Here is a 19768-nt window from a genome sequence, read left to right on the forward strand (position 1 = left end):
GCCGTGCCATGACACTCAACGAACTCGTATTGACGGCGCGCAAGCGCCTCACCGATGCGGACATCGGCTTGGACCAGGCCGCGATGGATGCGTCGCTGCTCGCGCGCGAGGTGCTTGGTTGGGATCTCGCGAAGTTCCTGGCGCACCAGACCGACACCGCGCCCGCGGGATTCGCCGACCGGTTCGACACGCTCGTGGCCCGCCGCGCCGCGCGCGAACCCATCTCCGAGATCATCGGCCGCCGGGAGTTCTGGGGCCTCGACTTCGAGGTGGGCCGCGACGTCCTCACGCCGCGACCCGAAACCGAGTTCATCGTCGAGGAAGCGATCGCGTGCCTGGCCGAAGGCCCAGCGGGCCACACGTCCGGCGCCGCGACGGCCGTCCGGGCCGGTGAGGGCGTGACCATCGTGGATGTCGGCACCGGCTGCGGATGCCTGGCCGTGTGTCTCGCCCGCGAATTCCCCGCTGCCCGGATCGTGGCCACGGACATCTCGGCAGCGGCGCTGGCCGTGGCGGTCCGGAACGCGAGACGACATGGCGTGGCCGACCGCATCCAGTTCCACCAGGCTTCACTGCTCGACGGCGTGGACGGCCCGGTGTCTCTCATTGTCTCGAATCCGCCGTACGTGCCGGGGCGGTTCATCGGCGGCCTCCCGCCCGAGGTCCGCGACCACGAGCCCCACGTGGCGCTCGATGGCGGCAGTGACGGACTGCAGCTCATCGCGGCGATCGTCGACACCGCACCGCCGCGCCTGATGCCGCGCGGGTGGCTGGTCATGGAGTTCGGCTACGGACAAGACGATGACGTCCGCCGAATCGTCGGGCCGTCACAACTGGAACTCGTGAGAATCAGGGACGACCTGCAGGGCATTCCCCGGACCGCCGTCTGCCGCAGGCTGTAGCGATTCGAGCACGGCTCAGCGGCTTGCCCCACGAGGATCGATGCGCCGCCAGCCAGGAGGCGCGCGCGACGAGGATTGACTGACGATGGCATCCTGTCTCTTCTGCCGGCTCATCGACCACGAAGTCCCCGCGACCATCCTCTACGAGGACGACCGCCTCGTCGTAATCCAGGACATCAATCCGCAGGCGCCGCTGCACGTGCTCGTCATCCCTCGGCAGCACGTCGCGACGCTGAACGACCTGACACCGGCCGAGGATGGGCTCGTGGGCGAGATGCTCAGGCGTGCGGCCGCAGTCGCGCGTGAGCGTGGCGTGGCTGACCGAGGCTATCGCACGGTCTTCAACTGCAACCGTGAGGCCGGCCAGTCGGTGTTTCACATCCATTTGCACGTGATCGGCGGCCGACCTCTCGCCTGGCCTCCGGGATGAAGATCGACACGGAGCGCGCGAAGGCGGCGGCCTCTGTGTTGAACTAGACCTTCGTCCGTTCAAGGAGGTACGTGCCCCTTCGTCCGGGCCTGTCGAGGACGAAGTCCACGACCTCGTAGCCGCGCGGCAGGTAGGTCGTGAAGATCTCCCGGGTCGTCGCGCGCCACTCCTGCGCCAGCGGGAGGTTCTGCTGCTGCATCTCGGTGAACCCCATCGGGATCGTCACCGCCAACCGGAGCGCGTCCACCGAGAGGTCGGCCTTCCCTGGCGCGATCCATTCCACGCAGGGCAGGTGACTCACCAGGTTCACGGCGGCCGCATCGCCGATGTCGCCGGGACGGCCCTCGCCTCGTTCGGCGGCGGCAAGCCGCTGCGCCACGCGTTCCGACTCGAGCCACCACTCCGCGATGAACCGGTCGGTTGGTGTCCCGACGTGGAGCGGGCTGCTCGAATCTCCGTAGACGTTCTCGTGGTACTCGCGGGCCACGACGCCGAGCTTCACGAAGTTCAGGTGCGCGTTCAACGCCTGCAGCGGATCGTAGGTCCACTTGATGAGATCCAGGCCGGACTCGAGCACCAGGCGGCGCTGCTCGAGCTTCAGCCGCCAGCCCAGGCCGCTGTTGCGATGGGCTTCTGTCACGCCGAGCATGTGCGACCACTGGAAGGCCTTGCCGTCCTTCACGCCGGGCAGCGCGTACGCGAAGCCGACCATGCGGTCTGCCGTGGCGTCCGGCTCGAAGGCCCCGAGCAGCAGGCCGCCGATTTCCGCCGAGACGATCATGATCGGCACGGGCACCGAGTCCTCGGTGGTCGTGTAGCCCCAGATCTCGCGCTCCAGCTCGTAGACCTGGTGGAACTCCTCGACGGTCATCAGGCGACGGATCTGCATGGGGGTGTTGTACCACAGCCCCACACCCTTTGCGGCCGGCGCGTGCGGAGGTCCCGGCTTCGAGCGCCTCAGCATCCTCGGCGTGCCGTGCGTGAGAAGGTCTCGAACCTCTTCGGGAGCGCGCGTCGTTCATTGCCGGCCAACCCCGCACCTGCTACGCTGAGATTGGGATTCCCCCAACACTCGATCCGGAGGCTGATTCATGTCCCCCATCCGCCTGTGGGCCGCCGTTGTGGTGTGTCTGGCCGGCTCGTGGCCCATCTCCGTGATTGCCCAGGGGCAACTACGGCCTGTCGTCGTCGCGCGAGGATTCACCCTGCCGCTCGGGTTCCTCCCTGACCCCACCGATCCGCGGATCCAGTTCGTCGTCGAGCAAGGAGGTCGGCTTCGCGTCCTCAGGGACGGCGTGCTGCTGGCCTCGGACTTTCTGGACCTGTCGGCAGCCATCGCTGCGGGCGGGGAGCAGGGTCTCCTCGGCCTGGCGTTCGCCCCGGACTACGCGACCAGCGGTCGCTTCTTCGTGGACTTCACCAACAGGTCCGGCGACACCGTGGTGGCGAGGTTCAGGCGATCGACGGCGAACCCCCTCGTTGCCGATCCGTCCTCGCGTTTCGACCTGAAGTGGTCGACGGGCGAGCGGGTGATCCGCCAGCCGTTCGCAAACCACAACGGCGGCCAACTCGCGTTCGGTCCCGATGGCTTCCTGTACGTCGGCATGGGTGACGGCGGATCGGGCGACGATCCCGGCAACCGTGCGCAGGATCCCTCGACGCTCCTGGGGAAGATGCTCCGGGTCGACGTGAGTGTTCCGGACGGCGATACACAGGGCTTCAGGGTGCCTGCAGACAACCCGTTCGGCGGCGGCCGGCCGATCGCTGCTCAGCCTGAGATCTGGGATTTCGGCCTGCGCAACCCCTGGCGATTCAGCTTCGACGCCCCTTCTCGCGGCGGCACCGGTGCGCTCGTGATCGGGGACGTTGGGCAGGACCGGTACGAAGAGATCGACTACGAGCCGCGGGGCCAGGGAGGACGCAACTACGGATGGCGAATCCGCGAGGGTCTTCATGCGAACGTCACCACTCGTCCGCCCGCGTTCACACCGCTGACCGACCCAATCTTCGAATACGACCATTCGGCGGGTGTGGCGGTCATCGGCGGATTCGTCTACCGCGGACAAGCGTTGGGGCCTGCGTATGCCGGCCGATACTTCTACGCGGACCTCACCGGTCATGTCTGGTCTCTGGGACTGGGTGTCAATCCCGCCACCGGCGAGGCGACCGTGACCGACCAGTCGGACCACACCGCGGATCTTGGCATCGCGGCCGCGCGGGACGCGATCACATCGTTCGGCCTCGACGCGGCCGGTGAACTCTACATCGTCACCTTCCTCGGCACGATCATCCGCGTGGAGGCGGCGGACAGCGATGGCGACGGACTGCCCGACTGGTGGGAGCGCCAGTTCGGGCTGAATCCCGACTCAGCGGTCGGCGACGATGGCGCCGCAGGGGACCCGGACGGTGACGGGGTCACCAACATCGAGGAATTCCGGGCGGGCACGCATCCACGCGGGTTCTACCATCGGTCGTTCGGGAACGATCGCATCGACACCTCTGCCGGCTTCACCCTGCTGAACCCGAATGGCACGCCGGCGCACATCCTGCTGCGGTACCGCCGGCCGGACGGGAGCGTCTTCCCGCGGTACCTGTCGCTGCCGCCAGGTGGGCGGCAACGGGTGAACCCGTCGGATACGCCTGGACGAACGGCCGCCGATATCCTGCTGACGCTCGAATCCGATGTCGAAGTGGTCGTCGAAGGCGCTCGCCTGGATCCGCGATCCGGCCTGCGCGACCGATCCGTCCGTAGTCCCGATCGTCTGCCGGATCGTTGAGGCTGGAGGGCATCGCTCGAGCCATCCGGCCGTCCGGCCGACGCGGGCGGTGCCGGCGGTGCCCGTGGTTCTGGTGGGGCCGGGGTCCGAGGGGGGTGGCCCGGAGCGCGCCACGTCGAGCTAGTCCAACAACGCGGGCAACTCCGTCAGGCTCCGGACGACCGGCACGCGATCGCTGCCGGGCGCGGTGCCCGGTTCGGCGATGGTCGACGGCACCAGGCCGGACGACCGGCGCAGCAGGACGGCGCGCATTCCCACGGCCCGGGCTCCCTCGATGTCGTGCCTGACGCTGTCGCCCACCATCACCGCTTCTTCGGGCCGAACCGACAACAGACCGAGCGCGGCGCGGAAGATGCTCGGGTGCGGCTTGTTGTAGCCGTGCTCGCAAGACGAGACCGTGCAGGCAATCAGCGCATCGAGCTCGAAGTGGCTGCTGAACGACTCGAGCGACCGATGCGTATTGGAAATCAGGCCGAGGCGGATTCCACGCACGTGGAGGGCCCGCAGCGCGGGCAGCACGTCGTCGTACAACGTGAAGTGGTGACACGCCGCCCACTCACGGTAGATCTCCTCGGCGCACGCGTCGAGCTGGCCGCCAGACCCACCCATCTGCTCGATGATGTGGCGGATGTACGCGATGAAGAAATGCGGATCGTAGGCGTGGTCTTCGGACTCCTCGAGCAGCGCAGACGCGCTTCCCACCGCTGCCTCGAATGCGGCGGGATTGCAGTTCGCGATCCCGTGCTTCGCACAGAACTGCAGGTACCCATCGCCCTGGAACACCGGTCCCGGGTGGATCAAGGTGAAGTCGACGTCGAAGAACACCGCCCGCGTGCTGGGCATTGTTGGCTCTGGGCGCTACGCGCTCGGCTCCGGACTCTCGGCAGCGTACGGTCCGGCGATCGTGATGGTGGCGCGCCCGGGCACCAGGAACCGTCGCGCCGCCCCGTTCGCTTCCTCGAGCGTGACCGCCTCGAGCAGCTCCGGCAGGCGTTGGTCGTAGTCCAGGCCGAGGCCGAACTGCTCACACGTCAGCAGGAAGTTCGCAATGCCGGCGTTCGTCTCGAGCGTCCGGGGCAGCGAACTGATCAGATAGCGCTTCGAGGCGCGGAGTTCCTCCTCCGTCAGGCCGTCGGCGGCCATTCGGCGGACCTCTTCGTCGATCGAGGCAATCGCCCGGTCCACGTTGGCCGGATTGACGCCGGCCCGGATCACGAGCGGTCCCGGGCCGATGTTCGGCTCGAAGGCGGAGAAGACGTAATACGCCATTCCCTGCCGCTCGCGGATGCTGTCGCCCAGGCGCCCGCCGAGCGCATACTGCCCGAGCACGTTGTTCATCAGCGAGAAGGCGTAGTAGGCCGGGTCACGACGCGCAATCGTGGTGAAGCCGTAGGCGATGTCCGCCTGCGCCTTGTTCATCATCGGGAAGACCACCTGCCGGCGCCTCTCCACCGGCGGCAGGCCAGGTACGAGGGCAAGGCTCACCGGGTAGCTCCTCCAATCGCCGAACAGCATCCCGCACTCGTCCACCACGCGCCCGGGATCCACATCGCCCACGCACGTCACGACGAGCGACGATGGCTCGAATCGATCGTGGTGCGCCCGCGCGAGACGTCGGCGGTCGATCTGCTCGACGCTCTCGAGGGTGCCCTTCATCCGCTGCCCGTACGGGTGGTTGGGATAGAGCAGCGCCAACTCCTCCTCGAGCGCCACCGCCGCCGGGTTGTCGTGGTCCTGGCGGATCGAGGTGATGATCTCGCCGCGCCGGGTTGCAATCTCCGAGTCCGGAAGACTCGGATGGCGCACGATGTCGCCGATGAGCGCCAGCATCGCCGAGAAGTCCTCGGCGAGACACGTGCAGGACACCGTGAACAGGTGCCGCATCGCCGCGACGGCCAGCGACACGCCGCGGCTGTCCAGCAGTTCGGCGATGTCGTCGGCGCTTCGGTGCTCGGTTCCGCGATCGATGACACGCGAGAGGAAGTGGGCAACGCCCGGCAGGTCGTGGGGATCGCTCACCGTGCCTGCCTGCACCTCAACGGTCATCGCGACGGCCGGTGTGACCCGCGACTCCTTCGCGAGGACCACTACACCGTTCTGAAGGCGTCGGCGTGTCGGCGCCAGTCCGTGTTGCTCGTCGATCGACATCGTGTGTCCTCGCGATTATCGGGGGCCATCAATCTCCGACGGCTTGAACCAGCCGACCGTCCGACACGTTGGCCGCAGGCAGGTCGCGGCGGCTTCGTTCACCTGGTCGAGCGTGACCTGGCGGATGCGCTCGGCCATCGACAGGAACATGTCGACGGACGAGATCGTCTCGAAATACCCCAGTTGGTGCGCGATGTTCGTCACGCTGTCGTTCTCGAACACCATCCGGGCGCGAAGTTGGTTCCTGGCCTTCTCCAGTTCCGCGGCGGTCACCCCGTCACGTCTCGTGCGGTCGATCTCGGCGGCGGCGGCCTGCTCCACCTGATCGAGCCCTGCGCCGTCACGTGCGGTGATGGAAATCGAGTAGAGGTACGGATCCGCCGTCGCCAGCATCGCGCCCGACACCGTCGATGCGAGGCGCCCCTCGACGAGGGAGCGATACAGCCGCGCGCTGCGCTGCGGCGGCGGCGTGCGGAAGCTCGACCAGAGGTTGATGCCCTTCGCTCCGGTCAGCACCGCATCGACCAGCAGCATCGGCACGAAGGCCTCCTCGTGTGCGGCCGGTGCATGATACGCGAGCTTCAGGTAGGCGGTGGTTCCCTGTTTCTCGACGGTGACGCGCCGCTCGCCCAGTTGCGGCGGCTCCGGCGTCAGGATGCGCGGCGGAAGCGTCCCCGGCGCGATCGACCCGAAATGATGCCGGACGCGCTGCATCACATCTTCGGGATCCACGTCGCCAACAACGACCAGTGTCGCGTTGTTGGGGACGTAGTAGCGGCGGTAATAGCCGTACAGGTCCTCGCGCGACATCCGTTTCAGATCGCTCTTCCAGCCAATCGTCGGGTGCCCGTATGGATGCGCCTTGAAGGCGGCTGCGTTCACTTCCATCTCGAGCAGTTGATCGGGGTCGTTCTCACCTCCGTCGAGCTCGGAGATGATCACCGTTCGTTCGGACTCGCATTCCTCCGGCTCGTACAAGCCGTTGGCCATCCGCTCGGCCTCGATGAAGATCATCCGGTCGAGCGCCTCGCGCGTTGCCGTCTCGAGATACGTCGTCTGGTCGATCCAGGTGTAGCCGTTCCAACTCCCGCCGAACTCCTCGATGATCCCTTTCACCTTCTCGCGGGGGATGTTGGTCGTCCCTTTGAAGTTCATGTGCTCGACCCAGTGCGACACGCCGGTCAGGCCGGCCGTCTCGTCCCGGGACCCGACCTTGTACCAGCACCAGACCGAAGCGAGGGGCGCCGTGTGCACTTCCTGGACAAAGACCTTGAGGCCGTTGTCGAGGACGAAGGTCCGCAGGGCACGTGCGGCAACGGGGTCGTCGGTGGCCATCCGGACATTATACAAGCGCACTTCGCTGCCGCTGTGGCGGGTTTCGCGGTGATCTCCAGTAGAATGAGTGGATCGGCGCTGCCGGCAGCGCCGGCAGCCCGGAGCCTGGAGCCCAGAGCCACGAGCCGAGAGCCCAGCACCCAGAGGAGGGGCACGCGAAGACCTATGGCCGACTGGAAGGACACGCTCAATCTGCCGCGGACGGGGTTCCCCATGAAGGCGAACCTTCAGACCGCTGAACCCAAGGCGATCGCCCGCTGGGATGCCACGGACCTCTACGGCCGCATTCGTGCGCGGCGGAAGGGGGCGCCGAAGTTCATCCTTCACGATGGACCTCCCTACGCCAACGGCCGCATTCACCTCGGCACGGCCTTCAACAAGGTCCTCAAGGACTTCATCGTCCGGTCGCGCACGATGGCGGGGTTCGACGCGCCCTACGTGCCGGGTTGGGATTGTCACGGCCTGCCGATCGAGCTGAAGGTGGACCGCGAGCTCGGCGCGCGCAAGCGGCAGATGAGCATCGGCGATTTTCGCCGCGCCTGCCGCGAGTACGCCGCGCGGTTCGTGGACATCATGCGGACCGACTTCAAGCGCCTCGGCGTGATGGGCTCGTGGGCCGACCCGTATCTGACGATGAACTACGGGTACCAGTCGGCCATCGTGAAGGCGCTGGCGCGCTTCGTCGAGCAGGGGATGGTCTACAAGGGCAAGAAGCCCGTGCACTGGTGCATCCACTGCCGCACCGCGCTGGCCGAAGCCGAGGTCGAGTACGAGAACCACAGCTCGCCGTCGATCTTCGTCGAATTCCCGTTCAGCGCCGAGGCTGCCGAGGCACTCGGCCGTCGCGTGCCCGAACTGGCCGGCCGTACTCTTTCGGTGCTGATCTGGACCACGACGCCCTGGACGATTCCGTCGAACCTGGCCGTCGCCTTTCACCCCGAGCTCGAGTACGGGGCGTACGCGGTGGACGGGACGACCGTCATCGTCGCGGAGGCACTGGCCGAGCGCGTGGCTCAGCAGGTGAAGCGCCCGTTCGGCGCGGCCATCGCGCGCTTCCCGGGGCGGACCCTCGAAGGGCTGCGCTTCCGCCATCCGTTGTACACGCGCGACTCGGTCGGGGTGCTCGCGGACTACGTCACACTCGACCAGGGCACCGGGGCGGTGCACACGGCGCCGGGACACGGCTCCGACGACTTCGTGACCGGCGTCCGGTACGGCCTCGACATCTATGCCCCGGTCGGGCCGGGCGGGCACTTCCTGGACGAGGTCGAGATGTTCGCCGGGCAGCGGGTGTTCGACGCGAATCCGAAGATCGAGGACGCGCTCGCGGCACGCGGCCGGCTGTGGCACCGTGAGGTCTTCGAGCACGCGTACCCGCACTGCTGGCGATGCCACAACCCGGTGATCTTCCTCGCCACGTCGCAGTGGTTCGTCTCGATGGACGACAGCGGGCTGCGGACCAAGGCGCTCGATGCCGTGCGCCACGTCAAGTGGGTCCCGGGGTGGGGCGAGGAGCGCCTGACGCTCATGCTCCAGAACCGGCCCGACTGGTGCATCTCGAGGCAGCGCTCGTGGGGAGTCCCCATCCCGGCGGCGAACTGCGTGAAGTGCGGCGAAGCCGTATTGACCGCAGACATGGCGCACCGCGCGGCCGAGATCTTCGCCGAGCACGGCGCCGACGCCTGGTACGAGCATCCGATCGAGGAGTTCCTGCCGGCCGGTCTCGCATGCCCCAAGTGCGGCGGCCGTGAATTCGAGCGTGAGCGCGACATCCTGGACGTCTGGTTCGACTCCGGATCGAGCCACGAGGCCGTGCTCGGGCGCACCGAGGATCTGCCGTGGCCAGCCGACCTCTACATCGAGGGGTCGGACCAGTATCGCGGCTGGTTCCAGAGTTCGCTGCTGGTCGGCCTCGGCACGCGGGGCACGGCACCGTATCGCGCCGTCGTCACGCACGGGTTCGTCGTGGACGAGCAGGGCCGGAAGATGTCGAAGTCGATCGGCAACACGATCGAGCCCCACGAGATCATCTCGAAGAGCGGCGCCGAGATCCTGCGGTTCTGGGCGGCCATGGTGGACTTCCGCGAGGAGATGCGGGTCGGCAAGGAGATCCTCGCGCGCGTGGTCGAGGCCTACCTCAAGATCCGCAACACGCTGCGGATCCTAGTGGCCAACCTCTACGACTTCGACCCGGCCGTCGACGCGGTCCCGTTCGCCGAGATGGAGGAGATCGACCGCTTCACCCTGGCACGCTACGCGGACGTGGCTGGCCGCGTGCTTCGCGCCTACGAGGACTACGACTTCCCGGTGGTTCCCCAGGCCGTCAGCGCGTTCGTGACGGTGGATCTGAGCGCGTTCTGCGTGGACGTGGCGAAGGACCGCCTCTACACGCTCGCGCCGAAGTCGCGGTCGCGGCGCTCCGCCCAGACCGCGCTCTATGTCGTCGCGGACGGCCTGGCCCGGCTGATCGCGCCCATCCTCCCCTTCACCTCGGACGAACTGTGGCAGTTCCTCCCCGGCAAGCGCGACGACTCGGTGCACCTCGCCGACTTCCCGGCCGGTTTCGACGCACTGATCGACACCGAACTCGTCGAGCGGTGGCAGCGGCTGCTCAGGGTCCGCGAAGCAGTGAACGCGGAGATCGAGAAACTCCGGCAGGCGAAGGCGGTCGGCAAGTCGCTCGAGGTCAAGGTCGAGCTGCGCGCCAGCGGCAGTCTGCTGGAGCTGCTCGAGCGTCATCGCGACGACCTGCCGATGCTGTTCATCACCTCCGAGGTGGTGGTGGGCACGGGCGTCCCGCCAGAGAGTCGGAGTGGCACGGGCGTCCCGCCAGAGAGTCGGAGCGGCACGGGCGTCCCGCCAGAGAGTCTGAGTGGCACGGGCGTCCCGCCAGAGAGTCGGAGTGGCATGGGCGTCCCGCCAGAGAGTCGGAGTGGCATGGGCGTCCCGCCAGAGAGTCGGAGTGGCATGGGCGTCCCGCCAGAGAGTCGGAGCGGCACGGGCGTCCCGCCAGAGAGTCTGAGTGGCACGGGCGTCCCGCCAGAGAGTCGGAGTGGCATGGGCGTCCCGCCAGAGAGTCGGAGTGGCATGGGCGTCCCGCCCGTGGAGACCGGCGCTGTCTACCAGGAAGCCGACGACAGCCGCGTGACGATCGTGGTCTCCCGCACTGACGGCGTGCGCTGCGATCGTTGCTGGCGCTATGTTCCGGCCGTGACGACCGACGAGGCGAGACCCGGCCTTTGTGAACGCTGCACCGCGGCGTTGGACGAGGCCCAGGCGTGACGGACGAATCGCGCGTTGCATCCGAGGAGGTCGGCGGCGCGGCGCCGACGCACTCTGTGGCCGGTCTGCGGGCGGTCACCTTCGTGCTCGCCGGCCTCATTGTCGTCCTGGACCAGATCACGAAGGCGATCGTGCGGGCCGAGGTGCCGTTGCACAGCAGCCGCACCGTCGTCTCCGGCTTCTTCGACATCACGCACGTGCAGAACACCGGTGCCGCGTTCGGCATCCTCAATGCTGCCGACTTTCCGTACAAGGCGGTCGTCATCGCGATCGTCGCGACGGCCGCGCTGATCAGCATCGCGCTCTACGCGGCGAGACTCTCGCCGCATCAGCACCTGGCCCGTCTCGGTCTCGCGTTGATCCTCGGCGGAGCCGCCGGCAATCTCATCGATCGGGTGGTCGCCGGCTACGTCGTGGACTTCGTCGACGTCTACTGGCGGACGTATCACTTCTGGGCCTTCAACGTCGCCGACTCCGCGATCACGGTTGGCGTCATCGGCATGATGCTCGATATCCTTGGCATCGGCAGCCGGCGGGACGCGTGAGCGCCGGCGCCATCCGCACGGGAGCCTGACGTGTATCCTCGGCTCTTCTCGCTCGGCCCGTTCACGCTCTACAGCTACGGCGCGCTGATGGCGCTCGCCTTCATCGCCGGCCTCCGCATGGCCGTCGTCCGGGCGCGCGCGAGGGGACTGAACCCGGAACGCGTACTCGACCTGGGCATCCTGGTGATCATCGCGGCAGTGGTCGGCGCCAAGCTGCTCCTGCTGATTGTCGACTTCCGTTCGATGATCAGAGACCCGGCGCAGTTGATCTCGCTCGCACGCAGCGGCGGCGTGTTCTACGGCGGCCTGGTGCTCGCGGTGGGATCGGCTTTTTGGTACCTGAGACGCCATGCCCTGCCGTTCTGGACGACCTGCGATGTCTTCGCACCGGGGATTGCCCTCGGCCACGTCATCGGCCGCGTCGGCTGCCTCATGGCAGGATGCTGCTTCGGTCATGCGACGTCGGTGCCGTGGGCCATCACCTTCCACGACGAGTTCGCCGCAGGCTTCGTCGGCACGCCGCTCGAGGTGCCGCTCCATCCCACGCAACTCTACGAAGCGGGCGCCGAACTGCTCATCCTCGTCGTTCTGCTCGTCATGGAGCGCCGCGGTCGCTCGTTCGCCGGAAGAACGCTGTGGACCTACCTGGCGCTCTACGCCGTGTCCCGATTCGTCATCGAGTTCTTTCGCGGTGACGCGAGGGGAGCCGTCGGCGCCCTCTCGACGTCGCAAGCCATCTCAATCGTCCTGTTGCCCCTCAGTATCCTGATGCTCGTTCGGCTTGCGCGGCAGGCACGCGCGAAGGGTCTCCCGCATGGAACGACACGAGTTCACGGTTGATCCCGACAGCGCGGGGCTGCGGCTCGACGTCTACCTCGCCGGTCTGCTGCCGCTGCAGTCGCGCTCGCAACTGCAGCGCCTGATCAAAGAGGGCGCGGTCGTGCTGGCCGGGCGGCCGACGAAGCCGAACACCTCGGTGAAGCCCGGCGACATCGTGACGATTGAGATCCCGGACGCTGCGCCCGCCACGCCCGTCGCGCAGGAACTGCCGCTGCCGGCCGTCTACCAGGACGAGGACGTCATCGTCGTCGACAAGCCAGCCGGTATGGTCGTGCACCCGGCTGCCGGACACGCCGAGGGCACGCTCGTCAATGCGCTGCTGTTTCACGCGGACAACCTGAGCGGTGTCGGCGGCGAACAGCGTCCTGGCATCGTCCACCGGCTCGACCGGGGCACATCCGGCCTCATGGTCGTCGCGAAGAACGATCTCGCCCACCGCGAGTTGACCCGCCAGTTCCACGATCGGGAGGTCGAGAAGGAGTACATCGCCCTCGCGTGGGGCGAAGTACACGCCGGCCGACGGATCGATCTCCCGGTCGGGCGCGATCCCGTTCATCGGGAGAAGATGTCCACGCGAGCCCGGCGGGCGCGCACGGCGGTGACCCGCGTGACGAAGTCCGTGAATCTGCGCGGCCTCTGCCTGCTGCACGTGGCGATCGCCACCGGCCGCACGCACCAGATCCGCGTGCACCTCAGCGCAATCGGGCATCCGATCGTCGGCGATTCCACGTACGGAGGCGTGCGCCACCGGATGCCGGCTCCGCTGCGCGCGGTGGAGCGTCTGGAGCGTCCATTTCTCCACGCGGCTCGGCTCGTGTTCACGCACCCCACCGACGGCCGGCGGATGGAGTTCACCTGTCCGCTCCCGCCCGACCTGCAGGGTGTACTCGACGAACTGGAAGCGCGCGTCGGAGAGACGCGCGACCATTGGGGCCTGTAGCGCGCCCTCGAGCGGCAGCGGGCCGCCGTGCCCGCGGCGGGTGAAGTTGGACGATGGCCATGAATGCAGAAGTCGAGCGTCCGGGCACGTTGCTGAGGCACGAGGTCGTCTACAGCGGGCGCATCTTCACCGTGAGTCGTGACCGCGTGCGGATGCCGAACGGCCACGAAGGGACGCTCGAGGTGGTGCGCCACCACGGCTCCGTCGTGCTCATCCCGATGCCAGACCCGGCACACGTGATCCTCGTCAGGCAGTATCGCTACGCCGTCGATCAGTGGATCTGGGAACTCGCGGCCGGCAGCCTCGAGCCGAACGAGGATCCGACGGAGGGCGCAGCCCGCGAATGCGAGGAGGAAACCGGCTGGGTGCCTGGACAGATCGAGCTGCTGGGCAGCTTCTACCCCACGCCAGGGTATTGCGACGAGAAGATGAACATCTTCAAGCTCACCGACCTGAAGAGACCCGGTCCCGGCCACACCGCCGCCCTGCCGGACGAGGACGAGGACATCAGGACGCGTGTCTTCTCGCTGGACGACGTGCGCGACATGACTCGTCGTGGAGAGATTCCGGACCTCAAGACCGCGGTGGGGCTGACGCTCCTCTAGGATTCGCCGGTCCTCGAGGCGGAGGACGGTGCGATACCTCTTTGCGGCCCGGCCTACCATTCGAAGATCTTCAGGGCCTCCTCCACCGTTCCAGCGTGGATGTCCACCGTGTCGGCGAGATTCCTCGCGTAGCCGCCCGCGAGGGTGACGACCAGCGGAACATCCAGTTCCTTCGCCGCGTTCATCACCAAGGCGTCGCGCCGTCGGAGTCCTTCCTTCGTCAGGCCCAATCCTCCCAGCATGTCGTCCTCGAACGGATCCGCCCCCGCCAGGTAGAAGGCGATGTCGGGACCGCTCGAGAACACCCTCGGGAGGGCACCCGAGAGCTGGCGGAGGTACGTCTCGTCGTCGGCGTAGTCCGGGAGGTGGATGTCGAGGGAGCTGTGCGGCTTGAACTGCGGGTAGTTGTGTTCCTGGTCGATGGAGAACGTGAAGACCGACCGATCGCCCGCGAAGATGAACGCGGTGCCATTGCCGTGGTGCACGTCACAGTCGATGACCGCCGCGCGCCGAATGAGGCCGTCGCGCCGCAGGATCTGGATGGCCACCGCGACGTCGTTGATGAGACAGAACCCCTCGCCGTGGTCCTCGCAGGCGTGGTGGAATCCGCCGCCAAGGTGCAGGCCGAGCCTGCGTGTCCGGCGGTAGGGCTCCGCAGCCGCCGGGCGGGCATCACGGTCGGGCGCGAGCGACAGGCGCGCGGCCAGCGTCGTGCCGCCGGCCATCAGCCTGAAACCCTGCACAACCTCGTCGGACATCCTCATCTCGAGCTGTGCCCGCTCGTCGGCGTCCATCGTTCCCAGGCGCAGCTTCTCGAGGTAGTCGGGGGTATGGACCAGCTCGAGATCCTCCCACGAGGCTGGCTCCGGTTCGATGAAGTCGCCGGCGGCCGCCAGGTGTCGATCGAGCAGGGCCCGGTGCAGCAGCGGGTACTTGCTGGTCTTGAAGACGTGGTTGCCGATGTCGATGTCGTAGCGAGGCGAGAAGACGATCGGCGCCATCTCGCCTGCCCGCTACGAGACGATCGTGGGTTCGAGCTCACCCGGGTGGTTCGAAGGCTCGGCGTCGCCCGGCGTGACCGGCTCGACGGCCGGCGGTGCCGCGGCGTCGGCGCGGGGCTGCAGGGCGAGCTCGAGCACCTCGTCGATGGTGGTGACGAGGTGAACCGTCATGTCCTTGCGCAGATCCTCGCTCAGGTCCTCGACGATGTTCTTCTCGTTGCGCACCGGCAGGATGACTTCGCGGATGCCGACCCGACGCGCGGCGAGCACCTTCTCCTTGATGCCGCCAACCGGCAGCACGCGCCCCGACAGCGTGATCTCGCCCGTCATCGCGAGGTCGCCGCGCACGGGCCGCTTCGACAATTCCGAGCACAGGGCGGCGACCATGGTGACGCCCGCGGAGGGGCCGTCCTTCGGGATGGCGCCCGACGGCACGTGCAGGTGGAGCTCGGACGACTTGTAGAAGTCCGGCTCGATCCCGTAGCGGGACGCGTTGGCTCGCAGCCACGATAGCGCGGCGCGGGCCGACTCCTTCATCACGTCACCCAAGTGCCCGGTCAGCGTGAGGGTGCCGCCGCCATGCATCCGGCGCGCTTCGACGAAGAGCACCTCGCCACCGGCTGGCGTCCACGCCAGGCCGATCGCGACGCCCGGGTTCTTCGTCCGCTCCTCCATCTCCTCGTCCATGAAATGGGGGGCGCCGAGCATCTCCACCACGACCTCGGGTGTGATCGCGATCGGGTCCTCGATGCCCTCGGCCCGGCGGCGAGCCGCCTTGCGGCAGAGCGCGGCGATCTCCCGCTCGAGGTTTCGAACGCCGGCTTCGCGCGTGTAGCCGCGAATGACCGCGCGGAGCGCAGCCTCGGTGAAGGTGATGAACTCCGGCGTCAGGCCGTGGTTCGTCACCTGCTTGGCGATCAGGTGCTCCTCGGCGATCTTGAGCTTCTCTTCCTCGGTGTAGCCGGGGAGCTCGAGCACCTCCATCCGATCGCGAAGGGCCGGCGGCACCGGGTCGAGCACGTTCGCCGTCGTGATGAAGAGCACTTCCGAGAGGTCGAACGGGACGTCGAGGTAGTGGTCGCGGAACGTGTTGTTCTGCTCGGGATCGAGCACTTCGAGCAGCGCCGACGCCGGGTCGCCGCGGAAATCGGATCCGAGCTTGTCGATCTCGTCGAGGATGAAGACCGGGTTCTTCGATTCGGCGCGGCGCAGACCCTGGACGATCTGCCCGGGCAGCGCGCCGATGTAGGTGCGCCGGTGCCCGCGGATCTCCGCTTCGTCGCGCATGCCGCCGAGCGAGATGCGGACGAACTTCCGTTCGAGCGACGTCGCGATCGACTTCGCCAGCGACGTCTTACCGACGCCTGGAGGGCCGACGAAGCAGAGGATCGGCCCCTTCACATTGGGGTTGAGCTTCCTCACCGCGAGATACTCGAGGATGCGGTCCTTCGCCTTCACCAGATCCGAGTGGTCCGCGTCGAGGACGTCTTTCGTGCGCTTGAGGTCGATGATCTCGTCCGTCTTCTTGTTCCAGGGCAGCGCCACGAGCCAGTCGAGGTACGTCCGCGAGACGGTGTACTCCGCCGCCGCCACCGGCATCTTCGACAGGCGATCGAGCTCGCGCAGCGCTTCCTTCTTGACGGGCTCGGGCATCCCCACCGCTTCGATCTTCTCCCGCAGTTCCTCGATTTCTTTCGTCTGATCGTCGCCCTCGCCGAGTTCCTTCTGGATCGCCTTCAACTGCTCGCGCAGGAAGTAATCACGCTGGTTCTTGCCGACTTCCGACTGTACCTGCGACTGGATCTTCGACCCGAGCTCGAGAACCTCGAGTTCCTTGATCAGGATCCGGTTGAGCAGGTCCATGCGGGCACGGACGTCGAGTGTCTCGAGCACCTCCTGCTTGGACGAGGTCGCGATCGTCGCCAGGCTGGACGCAATGAAATCCGCGAGCTTGGCTGGATCGGAGATGTTCAGCGCCAGCGTTTGGAGATCGTCCGACAGCAGCGGCGAGAGCGATACGACCTGCTGGAAGTTCGTCTTGATGTTCCGCTGGAGCGCGTCGATCTCGAGCTTGTCCGCGTCGCCGATTTCCTCGGGCGCCGTGGCGACCGTCGCGCGCAGGTACGGTTTCACCGCGAGCACCTGCTGCAGCTTCAGGCGCGCGAGGCCCTGGACGATCAGCCGAAGGCTGCCGTCGGGCAGCTTGAACATCTTGTGGATGTGCGTGGCCGTGCCGATCGGGTAGAGGTCGTCCTGGCCGGGCTCTTCCACCGCGGCATCGCGCTGGGTGAAGACGGCAATCAGCTTCCCGCCACCAATCGCGTCGTCGATCAGACGGATGGAACTCTCGCGGGCCACCGCGAGCGGCATGAAGGAATTGGGAAAGAGGACGGTGTCGCGCAGCGGGAGGACCGGGAGCTCCGGGGGAATCGAGAGTGCCCGCTCCCCGTCGATCGTCTCGTCAAACGTGGGGGCTTCGGGTTCATCGCTCATCGCGCCACTCTCCGTGAAGAGCCGCGACAGCGGGGAGCGCCGGCGCGGGGCAGGCGGGCGGGCTCCGCGGGGGAACCCGCCGCCGGCATCCGTCAGCTGGACATGTCGAAGAACAGCGCGGAAGACGACGCGCGCTGCGCCATCTGCCGCTCGCGCCGCTGGGCGTTCTCGCGCGCCGCCTCGCAGTCGCGGCAACGGACCGCGAACGGAAGCGCCCGCAAGCGCTGCTGCGCAATTTCCTCGCCGCACTCGAAGCAATTGCCGTACGCACCCTCTTCCAGACGGACGAGCGCCTCGTTGATCTTGTTGAGCGTCTCGGCCTTCATCTGAATGAGCGCGAACTCGATGTCTTCCTGGATTCCGGCCTCGGAGCTCTCGCCCGGGTCGAGGACCGTGTTCACCTTGCCTGACACGTTCTCGGTCCGGACGTCACGGATCTTCTCGTGGACCTGGCTCAGAATCTCACGCTTGCGCTCCTCGAGCATCTGCTTGAGGTCGCTGTATCGGGCCTTGTTCATGTGGCTCTTCTTGTTCGTCGCTTCCATGGTGCTGACGCTCCTTTCGCGTCGAGCCCCCGTGAGGGCGCTATCTTAGCACGACGCCTCATGCAAATGAACTGCCATTTGGGTTACAGTCCGTTCGCCTCGGCCATCGTCGGCCATCCCTGAGGATTCGCCTCCAGCTTCGTCCGACGACCCGGAACCGTAGTGTAGGTACTTCACACACACCTCAGCAGTGCAAACCCGACGGCAGTGTTCTAAGCCTTTACTGTCCAGCCAGTTAGGCTGTGCCGGAATTCCGAACCCCACAATCGGCCCACCGTCGCCTTTTTAGACGCTCGTTGTCGACATCCGGTTCTCCGGCAGGACATTTTTCTCATCGTCTCCTGTGAGGGACAACCTTGTGGCATCTGTGTCGTCCTGACTGTGGCCGAATGGCCGAGACTCGTCTCGTGCAGGTCGTTGACAGCGACGGCGCGTGCTCCGCCTGCTTCCGCCGTCGGATTCGTGTCGCCTGCGCCGTCACGTCGTGATTTCGCGACCGGTCGTCAGGTCACCACGCGGCGGGTTTGACCGGCCGTGCGGGCTGTGCGAAGCTGTCCGGATGCAGTGTCCATTGTGCGAGCGGCGGCAGGCACGCCGGCGGTGTCCGGCGCTCGGTCGTGAGATCTGTGCGGTCTGCTGCGGTTCGAAGCGGCTGTCGGAGATCGCCTGCCCGGCGGACTGCGGATACCTGGTGTCGGCACAGGCTCACCCGCCGGCTGCCATCCGTCGTCAGCACGAGCGGGACCTCGGCTTCATCATCGCCATGCGGGAGGGGCTCTCGCAGATCCAGTCCGACCTGTTCTGGGCCGTGCTGACCTTCGTGGCCGGCTTCGAGGGCGACCCCCTGCTGAAGCTCACCGACCAGGATGCCGCGGAGGCGGCCGGCTCGCTGGCCGCGACGTACGAGACGGCGGACCGTGGCGTCATCTACGAGCATCGTCCCAACTCGCTGGTCGCGCAGCGCCTGGCGACCGACATCCAGCGGTTCCTCGCCGAGCTGGCGCGGGAATCAGGGCGGCCCGTGCCCGATCGCGACGCCGCCGTCGTGCTGAGGCATCTCGAGAAGGGCGCCCGAGAGGCCCAGCGGATCCTCGGCGAGGGCCCGACCAACGCCCTCGATGCCATCGGCCGCGTCATGCAGGCCGTCGGGCGCGCGCGCGCCGACGAGGCCTCTGGGAAGGACGTGCCCGTCGAGACGAGTGGATCGGTCATCGTCCGCCCGTAGCGGGCCGGTGTCGCCCGCTGCTCGTGTGGACAATCTGCTATAATTGGGGTTTCGCGTTTTGGCGGACGGAGCGGCCGAAGACCTTCCGGTCTTCTTCAGCATCAGGAAGCGAAGTATGGCGAAGCGGTGTGAAATCTGCGGAAAGGGACCGGCGTACGGCCGGAACATCAGCCACGCGCACAACGTGACCCCGCGGCGGTTCGAGCCGAACCTCCAGACGGTGCGTGCGTCGGTCAACGGTGGCGTGAAGCGCCTGCGTGTGTGCACGCGGTGCCTGCGGTCGGGAAAGGTCGTCAAGGCCGCGTAGGTGCCTATGCATCAGCCGATTTCGACGCCGGCGGCTCCTGCCGCGATCGGACCGTACTCGCAGGCGATCCGTGCGGGAGACTTCCTGTTCGTCTCCGGCCAGATCCCGCTCGACCCCGCGACGGGCACACTGCTCGAGGGTGACGTCAGGGCGCAGACCCAGCGGGTCCTCGAGAACCTCGGCGGAATTCTCGAGGCGGCTGGAGCGTCGTTCGATCAGGTGGTGAAGACGACCGTCTACCTGGTGGACATGGGCGACTTCCCGGCGATGAACGAGGTCTACGGAAAGTACTTCGCCTCTCCGGCGCCCGCCCGGGCGACCGTCCAGGTCGGCCGCCTGCCCAAGGACGTGCGCGTCGAGATCGATGCGGTCGCGTACCTCAAGACCGAGTGA

General features: G+C 67.2%; 18 protein-coding genes. 11 read left to right on the top strand and 7 right to left on the bottom strand.

The window, feature by feature from the left end; genetic code table 11:
* Positions 1-8 precede the first annotated feature (8 nt).
* Together prmC and VGK32_13140 are read left to right on the top strand one after the other, a co-directional pair.
* A complete protein-coding gene (prmC, locus tag VGK32_13135) occupies positions 9-902 on the top strand; it encodes a peptide chain release factor N(5)-glutamine methyltransferase (GenBank protein HEY3382711.1) in 894 nt (297 codons plus the stop codon).
* A gap of 85 nt (positions 903-987) precedes the next feature.
* The gene (locus VGK32_13140) at positions 988-1332 is read left to right on the top strand and encodes a histidine triad nucleotide-binding protein (protein HEY3382712.1); all 345 of its coding nucleotides are present in this window, start codon (positions 988-990) and stop codon (positions 1330-1332) included.
* Between the two features lie 43 nt (positions 1333-1375).
* On the opposite strand, the gene VGK32_13145 is transcribed toward VGK32_13140, so the two are convergent.
* Positions 1376-2221 (bottom strand): hypothetical protein, encoded by an 846-nt coding sequence (locus tag VGK32_13145; protein ID HEY3382713.1) that lies wholly within the window; start codon positions 2219-2221, stop codon positions 1376-1378.
* Positions 2222-2423: 202 nt separating this feature from the next.
* Here VGK32_13145 and VGK32_13150 point away from each other — a divergent pair, with 202 nt between their 5' ends.
* Positions 2424-4109: a PQQ-dependent sugar dehydrogenase gene (locus VGK32_13150; GenBank protein HEY3382714.1), complete on the top strand. Its 1686-nt coding sequence runs from the start codon at positions 2424-2426 to the stop codon at positions 4107-4109.
* A gap of 120 nt (positions 4110-4229) precedes the next feature.
* On the opposite strand, the gene VGK32_13155 is transcribed toward VGK32_13150, so the two are convergent.
* Genes VGK32_13155 through VGK32_13165 form a run of 3 tightly spaced genes read right to left on the bottom strand, consistent with a single transcriptional unit; the run spans position 4230 to position 7592 of the window.
* Positions 4230-4952, bottom strand: a complete 723-nt coding sequence (locus tag VGK32_13155; protein ID HEY3382715.1) for an HAD family hydrolase — start codon at positions 4950-4952, stop codon at positions 4230-4232.
* Between the two features lie 15 nt (positions 4953-4967).
* Positions 4968-6257 carry a pitrilysin family protein gene (locus tag VGK32_13160; GenBank protein HEY3382716.1) on the bottom strand — a complete coding sequence of 430 codons (1290 nt, stop codon included), beginning with the start codon at positions 6255-6257 and terminating at the stop codon, positions 4968-4970.
* A gap of 15 nt (positions 6258-6272) precedes the next feature.
* Positions 6273-7592, bottom strand: coding sequence for a pitrilysin family protein (locus VGK32_13165; GenBank protein ID HEY3382717.1), 1320 nt, complete (start codon positions 7590-7592; stop codon positions 6273-6275).
* A gap of 165 nt (positions 7593-7757) precedes the next feature.
* Between VGK32_13165 and ileS the strand changes: the two genes are divergently transcribed.
* From ileS to VGK32_13190, 5 genes are read left to right on the top strand one after another with little or no spacing between them, the layout of a single operon-like run.
* Entirely contained in the window at positions 7758-10874 is a 3117-nt protein-coding gene (ileS, locus tag VGK32_13170) for an isoleucine--tRNA ligase (GenBank protein HEY3382718.1), read from the top strand.
* Entirely contained in the window at positions 10871-11419 is a 549-nt protein-coding gene (gene lspA / locus VGK32_13175; protein HEY3382719.1) for a signal peptidase II, read from the top strand. The genes ileS and lspA overlap by 4 nt, the downstream gene beginning before the upstream one ends.
* A 30-nt stretch (positions 11420-11449) precedes the next feature.
* Positions 11450-12259: a prolipoprotein diacylglyceryl transferase gene (gene lgt, locus VGK32_13180; GenBank protein ID HEY3382720.1), complete on the top strand. Its 810-nt coding sequence runs from the start codon at positions 11450-11452 to the stop codon at positions 12257-12259.
* On the top strand, positions 12234-13199 hold the full coding sequence (locus VGK32_13185; protein HEY3382721.1) for an RluA family pseudouridine synthase: 966 nt from the start codon (positions 12234-12236) through the stop codon (positions 13197-13199). The genes lgt and VGK32_13185 overlap by 26 nt, the downstream gene beginning before the upstream one ends.
* Positions 13200-13258: 59 nt before the next feature.
* Positions 13259-13804: an NUDIX hydrolase gene (locus VGK32_13190; protein ID HEY3382722.1), complete on the top strand. Its 546-nt coding sequence runs from the start codon at positions 13259-13261 to the stop codon at positions 13802-13804.
* Between the two features lie 53 nt (positions 13805-13857).
* On the opposite strand, the gene VGK32_13195 is transcribed toward VGK32_13190, so the two are convergent.
* From VGK32_13195 to VGK32_13205, 3 genes are all read right to left on the bottom strand, one after another.
* Positions 13858-14805 carry a histone deacetylase gene (locus VGK32_13195; protein ID HEY3382723.1) on the bottom strand — a complete coding sequence of 316 codons (948 nt, stop codon included), beginning with the start codon at positions 14803-14805 and terminating at the stop codon, positions 13858-13860.
* A 12-nt stretch (positions 14806-14817) separates the two neighbouring features.
* The gene (gene lon / locus VGK32_13200; GenBank protein HEY3382724.1) at positions 14818-17298 is read right to left on the bottom strand and encodes an endopeptidase La; all 2481 of its coding nucleotides are present in this window, start codon (positions 17296-17298) and stop codon (positions 14818-14820) included.
* 92 nt (positions 17299-17390) lie between these two features.
* The gene (locus tag VGK32_13205; protein HEY3382725.1) at positions 17391-17843 is read right to left on the bottom strand and encodes a TraR/DksA C4-type zinc finger protein; all 453 of its coding nucleotides are present in this window, start codon (positions 17841-17843) and stop codon (positions 17391-17393) included.
* Positions 17844-18402: 559 nt separating this feature from the next.
* Here VGK32_13205 and VGK32_13210 point away from each other — a divergent pair.
* The 3 genes from VGK32_13210 to VGK32_13220 all read left to right on the top strand — a co-directional run bounded on the left by VGK32_13210 (position 18403) and on the right by VGK32_13220 (position 19768).
* Positions 18403-19068 carry a hypothetical protein gene (locus tag VGK32_13210; protein HEY3382726.1) on the top strand — a complete coding sequence of 222 codons (666 nt, stop codon included), beginning with the start codon at positions 18403-18405 and terminating at the stop codon, positions 19066-19068.
* A gap of 115 nt (positions 19069-19183) precedes the next feature.
* On the top strand, positions 19184-19375 hold the full coding sequence (gene rpmB, locus VGK32_13215) for a 50S ribosomal protein L28 (protein HEY3382727.1): 192 nt from the start codon (positions 19184-19186) through the stop codon (positions 19373-19375).
* Positions 19376-19381: 6 nt separating this feature from the next.
* Complete coding sequence (locus VGK32_13220) at positions 19382-19768, top strand: RidA family protein (protein ID HEY3382728.1); 387 nt, start codon at positions 19382-19384, stop codon at positions 19766-19768.

Source organism: Vicinamibacterales bacterium (assembly GCA_036504215.1).
In the GTDB taxonomy this organism is placed as follows: Bacteria; Acidobacteriota; Vicinamibacteria; order Vicinamibacterales; family Fen-181; genus FEN-299.

Bases quoted from the DNA above. Each gene is read 5' to 3' on its own strand.
- prmC (HEY3382711.1), top strand. From the start codon at position 9: ATGACACTCAACGAACTCGTATTGACGGCGCGCAAGCGCCTCACCGAT.
- VGK32_13140 (HEY3382712.1), top strand. From the start codon at position 988: ATGGCATCCTGTCTCTTCTGCCGGCTCATCGACCACGAAGTCCCCGCG.
- VGK32_13145 (HEY3382713.1), bottom strand. From the start codon at position 2,221: ATGCAGATCCGTCGCCTGATGACCGTCGAGGAGTTCCACCAGGTCTAC.
- VGK32_13150 (HEY3382714.1), top strand. From the start codon at position 2,424: ATGTCCCCCATCCGCCTGTGGGCCGCCGTTGTGGTGTGTCTGGCCGGC.
- VGK32_13155 (HEY3382715.1), bottom strand. From the start codon at position 4,952: ATGCCCAGCACGCGGGCGGTGTTCTTCGACGTCGACTTCACCTTGATC.
- VGK32_13160 (HEY3382716.1), bottom strand. From the start codon at position 6,257: ATGTCGATCGACGAGCAACACGGACTGGCGCCGACACGCCGACGCCTT.
- VGK32_13165 (HEY3382717.1), bottom strand. From the start codon at position 7,592: ATGGCCACCGACGACCCCGTTGCCGCACGTGCCCTGCGGACCTTCGTC.
- ileS (HEY3382718.1), top strand. From the start codon at position 7,758: ATGGCCGACTGGAAGGACACGCTCAATCTGCCGCGGACGGGGTTCCCC.
- VGK32_13185 (HEY3382721.1), top strand. From the start codon at position 12,234: ATGGAACGACACGAGTTCACGGTTGATCCCGACAGCGCGGGGCTGCGG.
- VGK32_13190 (HEY3382722.1), top strand. From the start codon at position 13,259: ATGAATGCAGAAGTCGAGCGTCCGGGCACGTTGCTGAGGCACGAGGTC.
- VGK32_13195 (HEY3382723.1), bottom strand. From the start codon at position 14,805: ATGGCGCCGATCGTCTTCTCGCCTCGCTACGACATCGACATCGGCAAC.
- lon (HEY3382724.1), bottom strand. From the start codon at position 17,298: ATGAGCGATGAACCCGAAGCCCCCACGTTTGACGAGACGATCGACGGG.
- VGK32_13205 (HEY3382725.1), bottom strand. From the start codon at position 17,843: ATGGAAGCGACGAACAAGAAGAGCCACATGAACAAGGCCCGATACAGC.
- VGK32_13210 (HEY3382726.1), top strand. From the start codon at position 18,403: ATGCAGTGTCCATTGTGCGAGCGGCGGCAGGCACGCCGGCGGTGTCCG.
- rpmB (HEY3382727.1), top strand. From the start codon at position 19,184: ATGGCGAAGCGGTGTGAAATCTGCGGAAAGGGACCGGCGTACGGCCGG.
- VGK32_13220 (HEY3382728.1), top strand. From the start codon at position 19,382: ATGCATCAGCCGATTTCGACGCCGGCGGCTCCTGCCGCGATCGGACCG.